A 16,804-nucleotide genomic window follows, 5' to 3' on the forward strand; every position below is an offset into this window, starting at 1 on the left:
TTGCTGTGGTGCCTTACTTCTTCTCGACCGCGTGGCCGCCGAACTGGTTGCGCAGCGCGGCGATCATCTTCATCTGCGGCGAGTCGTCCTGGCGGGACGCGAACCGGGCGAACAGCGAGGCCGTGATCGCCGGCAGCGGGACGGCGTTGTCGATGGCCGCCTCGACGGTCCAGCGGCCCTCGCCCGAGTCCTGGGCGAAGCCCTTGAGCTGGTCCAGGTGCTCGTCCTCGTCCAGCGCGTTGACGGCGAGGTCCAGCAGCCAGGAACGGATGACCGTGCCCTCCTGCCAGGACCGGAAGACCTCGCGGACGTCGGTGACCGAGTCGACCTTCTCCAGGAGCTCCCAGCCCTCGGCGTAGGCCTGCATCATGGCGTACTCGATGCCGTTGTGGACCATCTTCGCGAAGTGGCCCGCGCCGACCTTGCCGGCGTGCACGGAGCCGAAGTCGCCCTCGGGCTTGAGGGCGTCGAAGATCGGCTGGACCACGGCGACGTCCTTCTCGTCGCCGCCGTACATCAGCGCGTAGCCGTTCTCCAGGCCCCAGACGCCGCCGGAGACGCCGCAGTCGACGAAGCCGATGCCCTTGGCCTTCAGCTCCTCGGCGTGCTTCTCGTCGTCGGTCCAGCGCGAGTTGCCGCCGTCGACGACGATGTCGCCGGGGGAGAGCAGCTCGGCCAGCTCGTCGACGGTGGACTGCGTCGCGGCCCCGGCCGGGACCATCACCCACACGACGCGGGGGGACTGCAGGCTGTCCACAAGCTCCTGCAGGCTGTGGACATCGGCGAGGTCCGGGTTGCGGTCGTATCCGATGACGGTGTGGCCTGCGCGGCGGATGCGCTCGCGCATGTTGCCGCCCATCTTGCCGAGACCGACGAGACCGAGCTCCATCAGGTGGGTTCCTTAAGCGTTGGGGCCGTCTGTACGGGGCTTCCCCGGTACCGGTGGGTTCCGGTCGTTTTTCCTGGGTCGCCCGCCGGGTCCGAGCCTACGCCGGGCCATGGCCGCGGGCCGCTCCGGACGGCACCGGGCCCGGCACTCGCGGCTGCGAGACCGGGCCCGGTGCCGGTGTACGGCGGGAGCGGGTCAGCCGGAGAGGCGGACCGGCATGATCAGGTACTTGTAGGCCTCGTCGGCCTCCGCGTCCACCGCGGGCCGGCCGCTGAGCAGCGCGGGCTTGGTGGACGTGGTGAAGCTGAGCTGGGCGGCGGGCGAGTCGATGGCGCTCAGGCCGTCCAGCAGGAAGGTGGGGTTGAAGGCGATCGAGATGTCGTCGCCCTCCAGGTTCGCGTCGACGCGCTCCACAGCCTGTGCATCGTCGCTGGAACCCGCTTCCAGGATCAGCACGCCCTGCTCGAAGCTGAGGCGGACCGGCGTGTTGCGCTCGGCGACCAGGGCCACGCGCTTGACGGCCTCGACGAACGGGGCGGTCTCGATCACGGCGACGGAGTTGAACTCCGTCGGGAAGAGGGTCCGGTACTTCGGCAGGTCGCCTTCGAGCAGGCGGGTGGTGGTGCGGCGGCCCGCGCCCTCGAAGCCGATGAGGCCCTCGCCCTGGCCGGAGCCGGAGAGCGCCAGGGTGACGGTGTCGCCGCTGGTCAGGGACTTGGCGGTGTCCAGGAGGGTCTTGGCGGGCACCAGGGCCACGGCCGAGGCCTCCGGGTTTTCCGGCTTCCACAGGAACTCGCGGACCGCGAAGCGGTAGCGGTCGGTGGAGGCCAGGGTGACGCGGTCGCCCTCGATCTCGATGCGGACACCGGTCAGCACGGGCAGCGTGTCGTCACGGCCGGCGGCGATGGCTACCTGTGCGGCGGCGGAGGCGAAGACCTCGCCCGGCACGGTGCCGGTCGCGGTCGGCATCTGCGGGAGCGCCGGGTACTCCTCCACAGGCAGGGTGTGGAGTGTGAACCGCGAGGAGCCGCAGACCACGGTCGCCCGTACACCGTCTGTGGAAATCTCCACCGGGCGGTTGGGGAGGGCGCGGCAGATGTCGGCGAGGAGCCGGCCGGAGACGAGGACGGTGCCGTCCTCCTCCACGTCCGCCTCGACGGAGACGCGGGCCGAGACCTCGTAGTCGAAGCCGGAGAGGGACAGGGTGCCCTCCTCGGCCTTCAGCAGCAGGCCCGCGAGCACGGGCACCGGCGGCCGGGCCGGGAGGCTGCGTGCAGCCCAGGCCACCGCCTCCGCGAGTACGTCGCGCTCCACCCGGATCTTCACCGGAACCGCCTCCTGCTGTTGCTCGCTCGTCCGTCGGCCTTCGTCGTCGGCCCGTCGATGCCTCGACCGATGCCGGGGACCAGTCTGACGTACGGCGCCGACAGTCGTCGCGGCTGGCGGTCAAGTCGGGAGCGAGGAGGCGGGACGGCCGTCCGGCGAGTTGTGCACAGGACCCGCTTGAAAACCGAAACCGGCCTAACTCTCCATGGGGGTAGTAGTAGGGCCTGTGGAAACGGTGGATAAGCCCGTTCTCGCAGGTCAGCCCTCGTTTTTTATCCCCACACCCTGTGGGTGGGACCGGTGGACAACCGGGGGTGTCTGTGGAGAACGGAAAGTTCTGCACAGGCCGTCCCCAGGTGACCCTCACTACTCCACAGGTGTGTCCCCAGCTTTTCCCCAGAAGTCCACAGACCAAACGTCGACATCCGTGTGACCGCTTTCACTCGGGGCGGTGACCGGGGGTGTGTGGTTGCCGAACAGTGGACAACGGTGTGGAGAACCGTCGGGAACCTGTGCACAGGATGCGGGAACCTGTGGGTCTGCGGTGGACAGAGGAGTGGATGAGCCTGTGGATGATTTTTCTGTCCACAGCCTGTGGATGACGCTTGCGCACAATTCCACAGGGGGCTGACCTGCCCTGATGGTTCCTCAACAGCCACCCCTGTGGACAGATTGTGGGCGATGGGGACTGTCCTCAGGCTGTGGACGGAAGAAAACCGGGGAATCTGTGGATGACGGGTCCTTCCGGGGGCGCATTCGAACAGAGCAGGGGCGCACGGACGAAGAAGGGCGCCCCCGGTTCGATCCGGAAGCGCCCTGTCGTGAGGTTTGAGGGACCGCCAGCCGGCCCCCGTGGGGCCCGAGTCAGCCGTTCTTGATGCGGTTGGTGAGCTCCGTGACCTGGTTGTAGATCGAGCGCCGTTCCGCCATCAGGGCGCGGATCTTGCGGTCCGCGTGCATGACGGTGGTGTGGTCCCGCCCGCCGAACTGGGCGCCGATCTTCGGCAGCGACAGGTCGGTGAGCTCCCGGCACAGGTACATGGCGATCTGCCGGGCGGTGACGAGGACCCGGCTGCGCGAGGAGCCGCACAGGTCGTCCACGGTCAGCCCGAAGTAGTCGGCGGTGGCCGCCATGATGTCGGAGGCGGTGATCTCGGGCGCGCTGTCCTCGCCGCCCGGAATCAGGTTCTTGAGGACGTCCTCGGTGAGCCCGAGGTCCACCGGCTGCCGGTTCAGGCTCGCGAAGGCGGTGACGCGGATCAGCGCCCCCTCCAGCTCGCGGATGTTGCGCGAGATGCGGGAGGCGATGAACTCCAGTACCTCCGGCGGGGCGTTGAGCTGCTCCTGGACGGCCTTCTTGCGCAGGATCGCGATCCGCGTCTCCAGCTCGGGCGGCTGGACGTCGGTGATCAGGCCCCACTCGAAGCGGTTGCGGAGCCGGTCCTCCAGGGTGACGAGCTGCTTGGGCGGCCGGTCGGAGGAGAGCACGATCTGCTTGTTGGCGTTGTGGAGCGTGTTGAAGGTGTGGAAGAACTCCTCCTGCGTCGACTCCTTGCTCGCGAGGAACTGGATGTCGTCGACGAGCAGGATGTCCATCTCCCGGTACCGCTTGCGGAAGGCGTCGCCCTTGCCGTCGCGGATGGAGTTGATGAACTCGTTGGTGAACTCCTCCGAGCTCACGTACCGCACGCGGGTGCCGGGGTAGAGGCTCCGCGCGTAGTGCCCGATGGCGTGCAGCAGGTGCGTCTTGCCGAGGCCCGACTCCCCGTAGACGAAGAGGGGGTTGTACGCCTTCGCCGGCGCCTCGGCGACGGCCACCGCGGCGGCGTGCGCGAAGCGGTTGGAGGCGCCGATGACGAAGGTGTCGAAGAGGTACTTGGGGTTCAGCCGGGCGGTCGGCTCCAGCGGGCCCGAGGTGGAGCCGCCGGAGGGTGCCGACGGGGGCGGTGCGGGCGTAGGCCGGCCGGGCGCGGGGCGCGGGGACGGCTGTTCGTACTGCTGCGGCTCGTAGCCCTGGGGCTCGTACGGCTGGGATTCGTACGACGGGGAGTCGTACTTCTGGGGCTCGTACTTCTGGGGTTCGTAAGAAGAGGAGGACTCGTAGCCGGGCTGCTCGTACTTCTGCTGCTCGTAGCCGCCCTGGTCGTACCCGCCGGGCTCGGGCTGCTGGAGGTAGCCGGGCTGCGGGGTGGCGTAGGGGTCGCGCTCGGGGAAGCCGCCGAGGCGCTGCTGCTGCCAGCCGTACTCGTCCTGGCCGCCGCGGGGCCAGGAGCCGGGCTCCTGGCGGGGCTGCTGGTACTCCGGGTAGGCGGGGCGCGCGGTGGGGAGCTGGTCCTCGCCGGGACCGGCGCCGGGGCGCTGGCCGCCGTACGGCTCGTAGCCCTCGCGCGGGGAGGGGGCGGGCGGGGCCGACGGCGCGGGCTCGCCCGCGGAGTCGTCCACGGTGATGGCGATCCGGATCGGCCGGCCGCACTCGCGGCTCAGGGCGTCGCTGATGAGCGGGGCGAGACGGCCCTCCAGGACCCGCTTGCCCCATTCATTGGGCACGGCGAGCAGGGCGGTGTCGGCCACGAGGGCCAGCGGCTGGCATCGTTCCACCCACTGCTTGTCCTTGGGCTCGATCCCCTGCTGGCCCTCCCCGAGCAGCTTCTCGAGCACGCGTGGCCACACTGCGGCAAGATCGGCAGGTACGTCAGCCACAGAGCACGCTCTCTCACAGGTCCCGGTCCCACGAATGTGTGGTTCTTTGGGACGGTCGGGACAAAAAATCCGGGATCAGGCAACGGTAGTCAGGCCGGTGGGTAGGGTTCAAGTCGTTGTCCACAGCCTGTGCACAGTGTGGGGCAGGGGACGCTCGGTTTGACCGGATGGCGTAGCCGCGCGTACCGTAACGAGGTCGAGTTGTCGATGGCTGCTGCCGCCTGCCTACCGATGGGCGAAGATCACTGATTGTGATCATTTAGCGGTGTCCACTCGGGCGAACACGCGAGTTCCTCGTGGGCGCACGGTGACAGCCAGGCGATGTACCGCCACAACGATTCATTCTCTGGAGCCCCCGAGTGAGCAAGCGCACCTTCCAGCCGAACAACCGCCGTCGCGCCAAGACCCACGGCTTCCGTCTGCGGATGCGTACCCGTGCCGGTCGCGCGATCCTCGCGAACCGTCGCAGCAAGGGCCGCGCCGCCCTTTCCGCGTAACAACGCGCAGGTCGTGACGTCGTGCTGTCTCCCGAAAATCGGCTGAGGCGGCGCGAGGACTTCGCGAGCGCGGTGCGCCGAGGACGCCGGGCCGGTCGCCCGCTCCTCGTCGTCCACCTACGTACAAGCGGTGCAACGGACCCGCACGAGCCGGGGGATGTCGATCCCTCGCCGCGTGCGGGTTTCGTCGTCAGCAAGGCTGTCGGCATCGCGGTCGTCCGCAACCGGGTCAAGCGCCGGCTCCGGCATCTCGTGCGTGATCGGCTGGCCCAGCTGCCCGCCGGTAGCCTGGTGGTGGTGCGGGCCCTGCCCGGAGCCGCTGACGCCGGCGTCGACGAGCTGGCCCGTGACCTGGACGCCGCCTTGGCGCGGCTGCTGGGAGGCGTGGCTCGATGAAGTACCCGCTGCTCGCTTTGATCAAGCTGTACCAGTGGACGATCAGTCCGCTGCTCGGGCCGGTGTGCCGCTACTACCCGTCGTGTTCGCACTACGGGTTCACGGCCATCGACCGGCATGGTGCGGTGAAGGGGACGGCTCTGACCGCCTGGCGGATCCTGCGGTGCAATCCGTGGTCCCCGGGTGGTGTGGATCATGTCCCACCCCGGAAACGCCCGCGTTGGCACGAGCAGCTGCGCAGTGCGTTGCGTAGATCTCGCAATGCTCAAGGAGCCTGATTAGTGGACACGATTGCCAGTCTGTTCAGCTTTATCACCACACCCGTGTCGTGGATCATCGTCCAGTTCCACAGTGTCTACGGCGCGATCTTCGGTGCGGACAGTGGATGGGCCTGGGGCCTGTCCATCGTGTCCCTGGTGGTCCTGATCCGCATCTGTCTGATCCCGCTCTTCGTGAAGCAGATCAAGGCGACGCGAGGCATGCAGGCGCTCCAGCCGAAGATGAAGGCGATCCAGGAGCGCTACAAGAACGACAAGCAGCGTCAGTCCGAAGAGATGATGAAGCTGTACAAGGAGACGGGTACCAACCCGCTCTCCTCGTGCCTTCCCATCCTGGCGCAGTCGCCGTTCTTCTTCGCGCTGTACCACGTGCTCGCGAGCATCGCCAACGGCAAGACCATCGGCGTGATCAACCAGCCGCTGCTGGAGAGCGCCCGCCAGGCGCACATCTTCGGTGCCCCGCTGGCCGCCAAGTTCATGGACAGCGCTGAGAAGGTCGCGGCCCTGGACGCCTCGATCACCAACGTGCGCATCGTGACCGCGGTCATGATCGTCCTGATGTCGCTGTCGCAGTTCTACACGCAGCGCCAGCTGATGCAGAAGAACGTCGACCTCTCGGTCAAGACGCCGTTCATGCAGCAGCAGAAGATGCTGATGTACATCTTCCCGGTGATCTTCGCGGTCATGGGCATCAACTTCCCCGTCGGCGTCCTCGTCTACTGGCTGACCACCAACGTGTGGACCATGGGCCAGCAGATGTACGTGATCAACCAGAACCCGACGCCGGGCAGCAAGGCCCAGGACCAGTACCTGACCCGTCTGCTGAAGCACGTCACCACCCACGGAGACGTCAAGGGCCGGGGCAAGAAGAAGATCGTCGCGGCGATCGTGGCCAAGGGCCCGGACCGCAACGACAACGAGCGGAAGTTCATCACCGCGCTGACGAAGCAGGGCATGGCCGCGCAGGCGGACGGCTCCGTGATCAAGAGTTCTGAGGCCACGGCCGACTCGGACGCGGCGAGCGGCGGTGTCGCCACGAAGCGGCAGCAGCCGAAGCGGCAGCCGAAGTCCAAGCGTCAGACGCCCCCCAGCAAGCCCTCCAAGAAGTAGAAGGAGTCCCTCCCGTGACGGAAGGCACCACCACCGCCGCCGCTGAGAGTGGCGACACCCTGACCCGCCTCGAGCAGGAGGGTGAGATCGCGGCCGACTACCTTGAGGGTCTGCTGGACATCGCCGACCTGGACGGCGACATCGACATGGACGTCGAGGCCGACCGTGCCGCGGTGTCGATCGTCAGCGACTCGGGCGGCCGCGATCTGCAGAAGCTCGTGGGCCGCGACGGTGAGGTCCTGGAGGCCCTCCAGGAACTGACCCGCCTCGCCGTGCACCGGGAGACCGGCGACCGCAGCCGGCTGATGCTGGACATCGCGGGCTTCCGGGCGAAGAAGCGCGAGGAGCTGGCCGCGCTGGGCGCCAAGGCCGCCGCGGACGTGAAGGCCTCGGGCGAGCCGCTGAAGCTGGCCCCGATGACCCCCTTCGAGCGCAAGGTCGTCCACGACGCCGTGGCGGCGGCCGGTCTGAAGAGCGAGTCCGAGGGCGAGGAGCCGCAGCGCTTCGTCGTCGTGCTCCCGGCCTGACCGGAACGTTGTGTGTCGGCCCCGCCTGTGTCGCAGGCGGGGCCGAAGTTTGTAAGCCTGGCAGTTGAACGACACGGTTGAACGACACGGTTTTGGCGTGAGCGGTTCTGTACGGAAGGACGGTCCCCGTGACGGAGGCAGCGGAGCTTCCCGCGGCGCCTGAGGAGGCGCCCCCGGCGCCCGAAGAGGCGCGCGCGGTGTTCGGTGAGTTTTTCCCGGAAGCGGTGCGGTACGCGGAGCTGCTGGCGGACGCGGGGGTCAAGCGGGGCCTGATCGGGCCGCGTGAGGTTCCCCGGCTGTGGGAGCGGCACCTGCTGAACTGTGCGGTGCTCTCCGAGGTGGTGCCGGAGGGCGTCACCGTCTGCGACGTGGGCTCGGGCGCCGGCCTGCCCGGCATCCCGCTCGCCCTGGTGCGCCGGGACCTGAAGATCACCCTGCTGGAGCCCCTGCTGCGCAGGACGAACTTCCTGCAGGAAGCCGTGGAGCTGCTCGGGCTGGACCACGTCACCGTGGTGCGCGGCCGGGCAGAAGAGGTGCTCGGCAAGCTCCAGCCGGTGCACGTGGTGACGGCCCGCGCCGTGGCACCCCTGGACCGGCTCGCGGGCTGGGGCGTACCGCTGCTGCGTCCTTACGGCGAGATGCTGGCCCTGAAGGGCGACACCGCGGAGGAAGAACTGGTCTCGGCGAAGGTCGCGCTGACCAAGCTGGGTGTGGTGAAGACCTCGGTGCTCCACGTGGGCGAGGGCATCGTCGACCCGATGTCGACGGTGGTCCGGGTGGAGGTCGGAGAAAGCCCCGGTGGGGTGAGGTTCGCGGCCAAGCGGGCTAAGGCGGCACGGGTGGGGCGCGCGCGCAGGCGCCGCTGAAGCCGCCGCCGGCGGTGCGTTTTGGGGCGGGTTGGGCCCTATAGGTATGGATTTCGGAGTGTCGTAGCGGGCTGAAGACTCCGTCCGGGCATCGTGTTTCACGTGAAACGTCGCTCTCTGCTGCACGGAATCATCAGCCGCGGCCGTGCTGCTGCGGCCCCCCGCCCCCGCAAGGACGCGGGGGTGACGGAGTTGTCCACAACGGTGGATTCATCCACAGGAGTACGGGCCCCGCTGGTTCGCGACCCGGGTGGCATGGCAGGCTCTGTTCATCGCGAGCCCGCTGCCGAGGAGAGTGACACCGTGCGGTCCGACGCCAACCTCGCGGGGCCGATGGCCGATCCGGTCCCCGGTCCCCGCTCTGAATCGCCGGGTGAGGATGTTTCACGTGAAACATCGTCCCCGCCCCTCGTGGACAACGACGACATCGAGGACACCCCGCTCGCCCGCACCGCCCAGCAGGCGATCGAGTCCCTGGGGCACACCGGCGCCGCCCTGCCGCGGCCCGCACAGACCCGGATCATGGTCGTGGCCAACCAGAAGGGCGGCGTCGGCAAGACCACGACGACCGTGAACCTGGCGGCCTCTCTGGCCCTGCACGGTGCGCGCGTCCTGGTCATCGACCTCGACCCGCAGGGCAACGCCTCCACCGCGCTGGGCATCGACCACCACGCGGACGTGCCGTCCATCTACGACGTGCTCGTGGACAGCCGGCCCCTGCTGGAGGTCGTCCAGCCGGTGGTGGACGTGGAGGGGCTCTTCTGCGCCCCGGCCACGATCGACCTCGCCGGCGCGGAGATCGAGCTGGTGTCGCTGGTGGCCCGTGAGAGCCGTCTCCAGCGGGCGATCCAGGCGTACGAGCAGCCGCTCGACTACATCCTCATCGACTGCCCGCCCTCGCTGGGCCTGCTGACGGTGAACGCCATGGTGGCCGGCGCGGAGGTGCTGATCCCCATCCAGTGCGAGTACTACGCGCTGGAAGGTCTGGGGCAGCTGTTGCGCAACGTCGACCTGGTGCGGGCCCACCTGAACCCGGCCCTGCACGTCTCGACGATCCTGCTGACGATGTATGACGGCAGGACGCGGCTGGCCTCACAGGTGGCGGACGAGGTGCGCACCCACTTCGGCAAGGAGGTGCTGCGTACGAGCATCCCGCGGTCGGTGCGCATCTCCGAGGCTCCGAGCTACGGGCAGACGGTTCTCACGTACGACCCGGGTTCCAGCGGCGCCCTTTCCTACCTGGAAGCAGCGAGGGAGATCGCGCTGCGGGGGGCCGGAATCCATTACGACGCCCAGCACGCCCATCTGGGCGCGGGCATGAACAGCACGCAGAGTGTGGCGGAGGGGATCCAGTGAGCGAGCGACGTAGGGGTCTGGGGCGGGGGCTCGGCGCGCTGATTCCGTCCGCTCCCCAGGAGAAGACGCCGGTGGTGGGTACCGGGTCGACGAACCCGTCGGCGGTGCCGGTGCTCCAGTCCGAGCGGGGGATCGCCGCGGCGAAGCTCGCCGCGTTGGTCCAGGCGGATGTTTCACGTGAAACGGTGCCGGTGGAGACGGCGGCGGTCCAGCCGGCGAGCAACGAGGTGGCGGGAGCGACGTTCGCGGAGCTTCCGCTGGACGCGATCTCGCCGAACCCGAAGCAGCCGCGCAACATGCAGCACCTCGACGAGGACGCGCTGGCCGAGCTGGTGACCTCGATCCAGACGGTGGGCCTGCTCCAGCCGGTGGTGGTCCGGGAGACGGATCCCGGCCGCTATGAGCTGATCATGGGCGAGCGCCGTTTCCGCGCCTGCGGGCAGGCGGGGCTGGAGTCCATCCCCGCGATCATCCGGGCGACGGACGACGACAAGCTCCTGCTGGACGCCCTCCTGGAGAACCTGCACCGCGTGCAGCTGAACCCGCTGGAGGAGGCTGCCGCGTACGACCAGCTCCTCAAGGAGTTCAACTGCACGCACGACCAGCTGGCGGACCGGATCGGGCGCTCGCGTCCGCAGGTCACCAATACTCTGCGGCTGCTGAGGCTCTCGCCCGACGTGCAGCTCAAGGTGGCCTCCGGCGTGCTGCTGGCGGGTCATGCACGGGCGCTCGTGTCCGTGGAGGACTTCGGGGAGCAGCTCCGTCTCGCCGAGCGGATCGTGGCCGAGGGGCTGTCGGTGCGCTCGGTCGAGGAGATCATCCAGCTGATGGGCTCGGAGCCGTCGAGCACCGTGAAGCCCAAGGGCCCGCGTGCCGGGGCCCGCGTCTCCCCGGCGCTCAGCGAACTGGCGACCCGTCTGTCCGACCGTTTCGAGACCCGGGTGAAGGTGGATCTGGGCCAGAAGAAGGGCAAGATCACCGTCGAGTTCGCCTCGATGGAGGACCTGGAGCGCATCCTGGGAACGCTGGCCCCGGGTGAGGGCCGCGTCCTCGAACAGGGCCTCTCCGGGGAGTAGTACCCCGGGCTCGTGCGCCTCGCTGCCCCCTGCTTCTTCGAGATGTCCACACTCGAAGAAGCAGGGGGCAGTGCTTACGATGTGGGCATGGGTCGTCGGCTGGTACCGCTTACGCTGGACAACCTCCAGGACCTGCCCAGGCGTTGCCGGAGCTGTGTGTTCTGGGAGCTGGATCCCGTCACCGGCGAGGCCGCCGTGAAGGCGGGTACTCCGGAGCTGGAGAAAGAGGCCTGGATCTCGTCCGTCCTCCTCGACTGGGGCTCCTGCGGCCGTGTGGTCTACGTGGACGAGGTCCCGGTCGGGTTCGTGATGTACGCCCCGCCCGCCTATGTGCCGAGGGCCGCTTCCTTCCCGACGAGCCCGGTCTCCCCGGACGCGGTGCAGCTGATCACCGGATGGATCATGCCGGGGTATCAGGGGCAGGGCCTGGGGCGGGTGATGGTCCAGACGGTCGCGAAGGACCTGCTGCGACGGGGGTTCAAGGCGATCGAGGCGTTCGGTGAAGCGCGTTGGGAGCGGCCCGCCTGTCTGCTGCCGGCCGAGCACCTGCTGTCGGTGGGCTTCAAGACCGTACGTCCCCACCCGTCCCACCCGCGGCTGAGGCTGGAGCTGCGCACGACGCTGTCGTGGAAGGAAGACGTGGAGCTGGCCCTGGACCGCCTGTTGGGCGGAGCCCGGGCCCGCAAGGAACCGGCCCTTCGCCCGCTGTGAGCGCGTCCGGGCCCGCCGGACATGCGAACGGGGCCGCCCCTTCAGGGGCGGCCCCGTTTCACGTGGTCACTGCCGACCGCGCGGAGCGGCTGATCAGGCCTGGACCTCGACGAAGTCCGACAGGTCGCGCAGGATGGCGGCCTTGGGCTTGGCACCGACGATGGTCTTCACGACCTCGCCGCCCTGGTAGACGTTCAGGGTCGGGATGGACATGACGCCGTACTTGGCCGCGGTGCCCGGGTTCTGGTCGATGTTGAGCTTCACGATCTCGATCTGGTCGCCGTGCTCGGCGGCGATCGCCTCCAGCGAAGGCGCGATCTGGCGGCACGGGCCGCACCACTCGGCCCAGAAGTCCACCAGGACGGGCTTGTCGCTGCGCAGGACGACGTCGTCGAAGTCCGCGTCGGTCACGTTCTTGAGGGTGCCGGCCACTGCGGCCTCCTTCTTTTCTACGGGGTGTGGGGTGTGGGGATGGAGCCGGGTCGGACGGAGCCGGGTCAGACGGTCGCGGCCGCCGGCTCGGCGTCCGAGAGCGCCGCGAGGAAGCGCTCCGCGTCGAGGGCGGCGGAGCAGCCGGTGCCGGCCGCGGTGATCGCCTGACGGTAGGTGTGGTCCACGACGTCGCCGGCGCCGAACACACCGGTGACGTTGGTGCGCGTCGAGGGGGCGTCGACCTTGAGGTAGCCCTCGTCGTCCAGGTCGAGCTGGCCGGTGAACAGCTCGGTGCGCGGGTCGTGTCCGACGGCGATGAAGAGGCCGGTCACGGGCAGCTCGGAGGTCTCACCGGTCTTGGTGTTGCGCAGGGTGAGGCCGGAGAGCTTCTGCTCGCCGTGGATCTCGGCGACCTCGCTGTCCCAGGCGAACTTGATCTTCGGGTCGGCGAAGGCGCGGTCCTGCATGGTCTTGGAGGCGCGCAGGCTGTCACGGCGGTGGACGATCGTGACGGACTTGGCGAACCGGGAGAGGAAGGTGGCCTCCTCCATCGCGGTGTCGCCGCCGCCGACGACGGCGATGTCCTGGTCCTTGAAGAAGAACCCGTCACAGGTGGCGCACCAGGAGACACCGCGTCCGGAGAGGGCGTCCTCGTTGGGCAGACCGAGCTTGCGGTGCTGGGAGCCGGTCGTGACGATGACGGCCTTGGCGCGGTGCACCGTGCCGGCGGTGTCCGTGACGGTCTTGATCTCACCGGTGAGGTCCACGGCGACGACGTCGTCCGGTACGAGCTCGGCGCCGAAGCGCTCGGCCTGGTCGCGCATGTTGTCCATGAGGTCCGGGCCCATGATGCCGTCCCGGAAGCCGGGGAAGTTCTCGACCTCGGTGGTGTTCATGAGCGCGCCGCCGGCGGTGACGGCACCTTCGAAGACCAGGGGGTTGAGCGAAGCGCGTGCGGTGTACAGGGCGGCCGTGTAACCGGCCGGCCCGGAGCCGATGATGATCACGTTTCGTACGTCGCTCACGGGTTCTTTCCTCGTCTCTGCGGACTTCGTGCTGCCTACCGGGGGCCGGTGCGGACTCTCACCCCACCCAACGGATCCTACGGCGCGCACATTCCCCGCTTGGCCCCTCCAGTCCCGCAACGCGCGGCGGGCCACCCCGTGATCCCGTCAGTTGCGGGGATATGTGCTGGTCAGTAGGGGCTTGTCCGGTGTCTGTGCCGGATTGTCCGCACAGCCGGCGGGCACGAGATACGCGTCCACCCGGGCGGGGTCCCCCGGATGGGGCAGCACGAGGAGGTAGACGGGAGTGCCCTGGTAGCTGCCGCGCTCGGAGGCGACCGGAGGTTCGGTGCGGCCGGTGCCCTGCTGGACGCAGGGTGGGACCGGGGCCGGCTCCGGAGAGGCGAGCCGGTCGGCGGGAGCCAGCCCGGGGGAGGTCTCCTGCAGCCCCATGCTCCTGTCGGTCTCAGCCGGTGCGGTCTTCGGGGTGTTCGCCGCGGCTTCGCCGGCGAGCAGCTGCCGGACGCTCTGGCGGAGCCCCTGGGCGGTGTACTCGCCGGGGGTCGCGGAGTCGGCGGAGGACCTCGCCGTGTCATTGCGCGTCGCGGTGTCGTGCGAGCCGGTGCCGCCCAGTCCGTTGAAGAGGATGACGGCGAGCGCGCAGGCGGCCGCCCCGGCCAGCCCGGTGAGGACGGCGATCCGGCGCCGGGCGCGACGACGACCGGGACCGGTTGGGCCAGACGGGTGACCGGTGGGCCGGTGGGCCTCGCTCCGCCCCGAGCCGCCCGTGGTCGTCGGCGATGTTTCACGTGAAACATCGCTTGCGGGACGTGGTGCGGAGACGGCGGCCTCGGCCCGGGGAGTCGTCGAGTCGAGGAGCGCCTCGGCGGCAAGGGCCGCGTCGATCCGGCCGGCGATGGACGAGGGCATGCGCGGCGGCCCCGGGAGGGTGCCGAGGAGGGAGCGGATCTCCTCCAGGGAGGCGAGCACGTCGGCGCACAGCGCGCAGTTCCCGAGGTGGCTGCGCACCTCGGCGGTACGGGAGGGGGAGAGCAGCCCTTCGGTGAGGTCGGAGATCTCCGAGACCTCGGGGTGCCAGGTCGTGCCGGCAGTGCCGGTCATGCCGGTCGAGGGGCTCACGGTCGTCCACCTCCGCCCTTCACAGCGTCTGGATCCGGTTCTGGATTCCTGGGGTCTGCCGCAGGTGGGACGGCTGTCCCCGGCGTCCGGTTCCTTCCCCGCTCCGAGGTGGTGTTATCCCCGGCATTCGTGCGCAGATGAGTGAGCATCGGGAGGAGTTTGGCCCGGCCCCGCGCACACCGGCTCTTCACCGTGCCGGTGGGGACGTCGAGGATGCGGGCAGCGTCGGCGACGGGGTACCCCTGCATGTCGACGAGGACGAGGGCGGCCCGCTGCTCGGCCGGGAGGGTGCTGAGGGCGGCCAGGAGCTGGCGGTGGAGGTCCTGGCGCTCCGCGGGTGCCTCGGCGGACTCATGGGGCTCCAGCAGCCGCTCCAGGCGGTCCGTGTCGTCTAGGGGAGAGGTCCGGCGGGAGGCTGCCTTGCGGGCGCGGTCGAGACAGGCGTTGACGGTGATCCGGTGCAGCCAGGTGGTGACCGCGGAATCGCCCCGGAAGGTGTGGGCGGCCCGGTAGGCGGAGACTAGGGCGTCCTGGACGGCGTCGGCGGCCTCCTCGCGGTCGCCGAGGGTGCGCAGCGCGACGGCCCAGAGCCGGTCGCGGTGGCGCCGTACGAGCTCCCCGAAGGCGTCGGGATCGCCGGCGACGTGCAGGGAAAGGAGATCCTGGTCGCTGTGCTCGCCGGTCGCGGCGTCGTCCAACGGTGAGCTCCCTCCCCTGCCTGCGTCAGCCCTTGAACTGCACGTCCGTGATGCCCTGCTTGTAGCCCTCGCGGCTGTAGCCGTCCTGGGGCGAGTACGGCATGGCCGTGATCCACAGGAGCACGTAGCGGGTCTTGACCGGCTTCTCCACGGTCAGCTTGACGCTGCTGTCCTTGGTGGTCGTGCCCGTGATCTTCTTCTTCGAGTCGGCCGACTCCGCCGCGTAGAGCGTCAGGGTGGTGTGGTCGCCCGGGTACCTCAGCGCTATCGAGACCTCGCTGACCTCCTGCTCCGAGCCGAGGTCGTAGACGATCCCGACACCGGGCTTGATCACGATCTTGGGGCCGTCGGAGAAGCTCTTGGTCCGCCAGTAGCTGGACGGGTCCCCGTCGTACGTCTTGCCGACGTCGCCCGCGGTCTGCGGGACGCCGTCCGGCGCGTACTCCTTCGCGCCCTTGATGGAGAGCGGCGCGAGCTCCTTCTTCGGAGCGGCGTCGTTGGGGCCCTGCTGCTGGGTCTGGGTGTTGTCACCGCCCGACTTGCCGTGCTCCAGGAGGGAGTCGGCCAGCTGCCAGCTGCCGAGGCCCAGGGCGACGATCAGCAGGGCGGCGACGCCCCACTTCAGGGCGCGCCCGGTGCGGCTCTGCAGCGGCGGCGGGGGGACGGGCTGGACCGCCTGGGCGGTCGGCAGGCCGACCGGCGCGGGACGGCCGTAGGTGCCCTGCTGGTAGGTGGTGTGCTGGTACTCCGGAGGCGCGGTGAAGGCGGGCTCCGGCGGCCGGATGCGGGGCATCTCGGCGACGGCCTTGGCCAGCTCCTCGGGGCTGGTGCAGGCGGGCTCCTGGCGGGACGCGGTCGCGCCGTCGTTGGCGAGGGCGCGCATGGCGAGTTCGCCGAGGCCCCGGTGGACGCCCGCGCGGACCTGGTCGGGGGCGAGCAGGCCGACGCCCTTGGGCAGGCCGCGCAGGCCGTACGCGTCGTTCTCGTAGGGCCAGCGCTGGGTGAGGGAGGCGTACAGCAGCGCGCCGATGGCCTCGGTGTCCGCCCGCTGCGGGGTGTCGCTGGTGATGCCGCGCAGGGCGGCGTTCACGGCGAGGCCGCGGATGCGGTACTGGCCCGTGGAGGTGCGCAGTATTGCGCTGGGCGTCAGGCGCAGGTGGGCCAGGCCCTCGCGGTGGGCGGCGGCCATGGCCTGGGAGACCTGGCTGACCAGCTGGTAGGCCTCGTGGGGCTCGAGGGTGCCGGCGGCGAGGACCGAGGTCAGCTCGGTCGCGTCGGGCAGCCACTCGTGGACCACGTAGACGAGGTCGTTCTCCTCCACGGCGTCGAGGACCTGTACGAACCGGGGGTCGCCGAGCAGGGCGGAGGAGCGGGCGGCGGCCAGGACGCTGCGGGCCCTGGGGTGGTCCGCGGGCAGCAGGTGGACGCCCACCGCGCGGCGCAGCTTCTCGTCCATGGCGCGCCAGCTGCTGAACCCGTCCAGACGGGTGACGCACTCCTCCAGGCGATAGCGCCGCGCGAGCTTGTGCCCGCTGTGCAGTTCCGGCGCGGCCGCGGGTGCCGCGGTCGCGCGCTCGCCGTCCTTCTCGGGAACGGGTCCGTCCGAGGCTTTTCCGTTCTTGGCGTCCACCCCGTCGGCCGTGGCCTTGGCCGCATCTGCGGCCAGCGGCTGCTCGCCGCTGTTGTGGGCCACGTCGACGGCAGCCGTGCTACGTTCCGCCACCGTCGTCCCTGCCTCCCCATCCGTTGCGCGCTGTCGGCCAGTCTGCGAAGCCATGCCAATTGTGCCCACAGTCCG

At 69.6% G+C, this 16,804-nt stretch carries 17 protein-coding genes; 9 read left to right on the forward strand and 8 right to left on the reverse strand.

Annotated features, from left to right (window positions below; genetic code table 11):
- Positions 1–13: 13 nt before the first annotated feature.
- The 3 genes from gnd to dnaA form a co-directional block, all read right to left on the reverse strand.
- The gene (gene gnd / locus AC07A6_RS06245; RefSeq protein WP_007265225.1) at positions 14–889 is read right to left on the reverse strand and encodes a phosphogluconate dehydrogenase (NAD(+)-dependent, decarboxylating); all 876 of its coding nucleotides are present in this window, start codon (positions 887–889) and stop codon (positions 14–16) included.
- 195 nt (positions 890–1,084) lie between these two features.
- Positions 1,085–2,215 (reverse strand): DNA polymerase III subunit beta, encoded by a 1,131-nt coding sequence (gene dnaN, locus AC07A6_RS06250; protein WP_007265226.1) that lies wholly within the window; start codon positions 2,213–2,215, stop codon positions 1,085–1,087.
- 864 nt (positions 2,216–3,079) lie between these two features.
- Entirely contained in the window at positions 3,080–4,915 is a 1,836-nt protein-coding gene (gene dnaA / locus AC07A6_RS06255) for a chromosomal replication initiator protein DnaA (protein WP_478776289.1), read from the reverse strand.
- A gap of 359 nt (positions 4,916–5,274) precedes the next feature.
- Here dnaA and rpmH point away from each other — a divergent pair, with 359 nt between their 5' ends.
- The 9 genes from rpmH (at position 5,275) to AC07A6_RS06300 (ending at position 11,732) form a co-directional block, all read left to right on the forward strand.
- Positions 5,275–5,412, forward strand: a complete 138-nt coding sequence (gene rpmH, locus AC07A6_RS06260) for a 50S ribosomal protein L34 (RefSeq protein WP_018547628.1) — start codon at positions 5,275–5,277, stop codon at positions 5,410–5,412.
- 21 nt (positions 5,413–5,433) lie between these two features.
- On the forward strand, positions 5,434–5,808 hold the full coding sequence (rnpA, locus tag AC07A6_RS06265) for a ribonuclease P protein component (RefSeq protein ID WP_125595682.1): 375 nt from the start codon (positions 5,434–5,436) through the stop codon (positions 5,806–5,808).
- A complete protein-coding gene (yidD, locus tag AC07A6_RS06270) occupies positions 5,805–6,086 on the forward strand; it encodes a membrane protein insertion efficiency factor YidD (protein ID WP_007265231.1) in 282 nt (93 codons plus the stop codon). The genes rnpA and yidD overlap by 4 nt, the downstream gene beginning before the upstream one ends.
- A 3-nt stretch (positions 6,087–6,089) precedes the next feature.
- Positions 6,090–7,196 carry a membrane protein insertase YidC gene (yidC, locus tag AC07A6_RS06275; RefSeq protein WP_386270698.1) on the forward strand — a complete coding sequence of 369 codons (1,107 nt, stop codon included), beginning with the start codon at positions 6,090–6,092 and terminating at the stop codon, positions 7,194–7,196.
- A gap of 14 nt (positions 7,197–7,210) precedes the next feature.
- The gene (locus AC07A6_RS06280; RefSeq protein WP_362456712.1) at positions 7,211–7,723 is read left to right on the forward strand and encodes a Jag family protein; all 513 of its coding nucleotides are present in this window, start codon (positions 7,211–7,213) and stop codon (positions 7,721–7,723) included.
- 128 nt (positions 7,724–7,851) lie between these two features.
- Entirely contained in the window at positions 7,852–8,589 is a 738-nt protein-coding gene (gene rsmG, locus AC07A6_RS06285; RefSeq protein ID WP_362456709.1) for a 16S rRNA (guanine(527)-N(7))-methyltransferase RsmG, read from the forward strand.
- Between the two features lie 255 nt (positions 8,590–8,844).
- Positions 8,845–9,945 carry a ParA family protein gene (locus AC07A6_RS06290; RefSeq protein WP_362456706.1) on the forward strand — a complete coding sequence of 367 codons (1,101 nt, stop codon included), beginning with the start codon at positions 8,845–8,847 and terminating at the stop codon, positions 9,943–9,945.
- Positions 9,942–11,021 carry a ParB/RepB/Spo0J family partition protein gene (locus tag AC07A6_RS06295; protein ID WP_478776290.1) on the forward strand — a complete coding sequence of 360 codons (1,080 nt, stop codon included), beginning with the start codon at positions 9,942–9,944 and terminating at the stop codon, positions 11,019–11,021. Before AC07A6_RS06290 ends, AC07A6_RS06295 begins: the two co-directional genes overlap by 4 nt.
- A gap of 87 nt (positions 11,022–11,108) precedes the next feature.
- On the forward strand, positions 11,109–11,732 hold the full coding sequence (locus tag AC07A6_RS06300) for a GNAT family N-acetyltransferase (RefSeq protein WP_362456700.1): 624 nt from the start codon (positions 11,109–11,111) through the stop codon (positions 11,730–11,732).
- Positions 11,733–11,825: 93 nt separating this feature from the next.
- On the opposite strand, the gene trxA is transcribed toward AC07A6_RS06300, so the two are convergent.
- The 5 genes from trxA to AC07A6_RS06325 all read right to left on the reverse strand — a co-directional run bounded on the left by trxA (position 11,826) and on the right by AC07A6_RS06325 (position 16,729).
- Complete coding sequence (gene trxA, locus AC07A6_RS06305; RefSeq protein WP_125595665.1) at positions 11,826–12,164, reverse strand: thioredoxin; 339 nt, start codon at positions 12,162–12,164, stop codon at positions 11,826–11,828.
- 65 nt (positions 12,165–12,229) lie between these two features.
- Positions 12,230–13,189: a thioredoxin-disulfide reductase gene (gene trxB / locus AC07A6_RS06310; RefSeq protein ID WP_007265239.1), complete on the reverse strand. Its 960-nt coding sequence runs from the start codon at positions 13,187–13,189 to the stop codon at positions 12,230–12,232.
- Between the two features lie 147 nt (positions 13,190–13,336).
- Positions 13,337–14,308, reverse strand: coding sequence for an anti-sigma factor family protein (locus tag AC07A6_RS06315; RefSeq protein ID WP_478776291.1), 972 nt, complete (start codon positions 14,306–14,308; stop codon positions 13,337–13,339).
- Positions 14,305–15,006, reverse strand: coding sequence for an RNA polymerase sigma factor SigM (gene sigM, locus AC07A6_RS06320; protein ID WP_362456692.1), 702 nt, complete (start codon positions 15,004–15,006; stop codon positions 14,305–14,307). Before sigM ends, AC07A6_RS06315 begins: the two co-directional genes overlap by 4 nt.
- A 25-nt stretch (positions 15,007–15,031) precedes the next feature.
- Complete coding sequence (locus AC07A6_RS06325; RefSeq protein ID WP_478776292.1) at positions 15,032–16,729, reverse strand: protein kinase family protein; 1,698 nt, start codon at positions 16,727–16,729, stop codon at positions 15,032–15,034.
- Positions 16,730–16,804: the final 75 nt, after the last annotated feature.

The sequence above is a fragment of the Streptomyces sp. NPDC044002 genome (assembly GCF_056434525.1).

Excerpts from the sequence above, each read along its gene's own strand:
- yidD (WP_007265231.1), top strand. The coding sequence starts at position 5,805 with ATGAAGTACCCGCTGCTCGCTTTGATCAAGCTGTACCAGTGGACGATC.
- gnd (WP_007265225.1), bottom strand. The coding sequence starts at position 889 with ATGGAGCTCGGTCTCGTCGGTCTCGGCAAGATGGGCGGCAACATGCGC.
- AC07A6_RS06300 (WP_362456700.1), top strand. The coding sequence starts at position 11,109 with ATGGGTCGTCGGCTGGTACCGCTTACGCTGGACAACCTCCAGGACCTG.
- AC07A6_RS06290 (WP_362456706.1), top strand. The coding sequence starts at position 8,845 with ATGGCAGGCTCTGTTCATCGCGAGCCCGCTGCCGAGGAGAGTGACACC.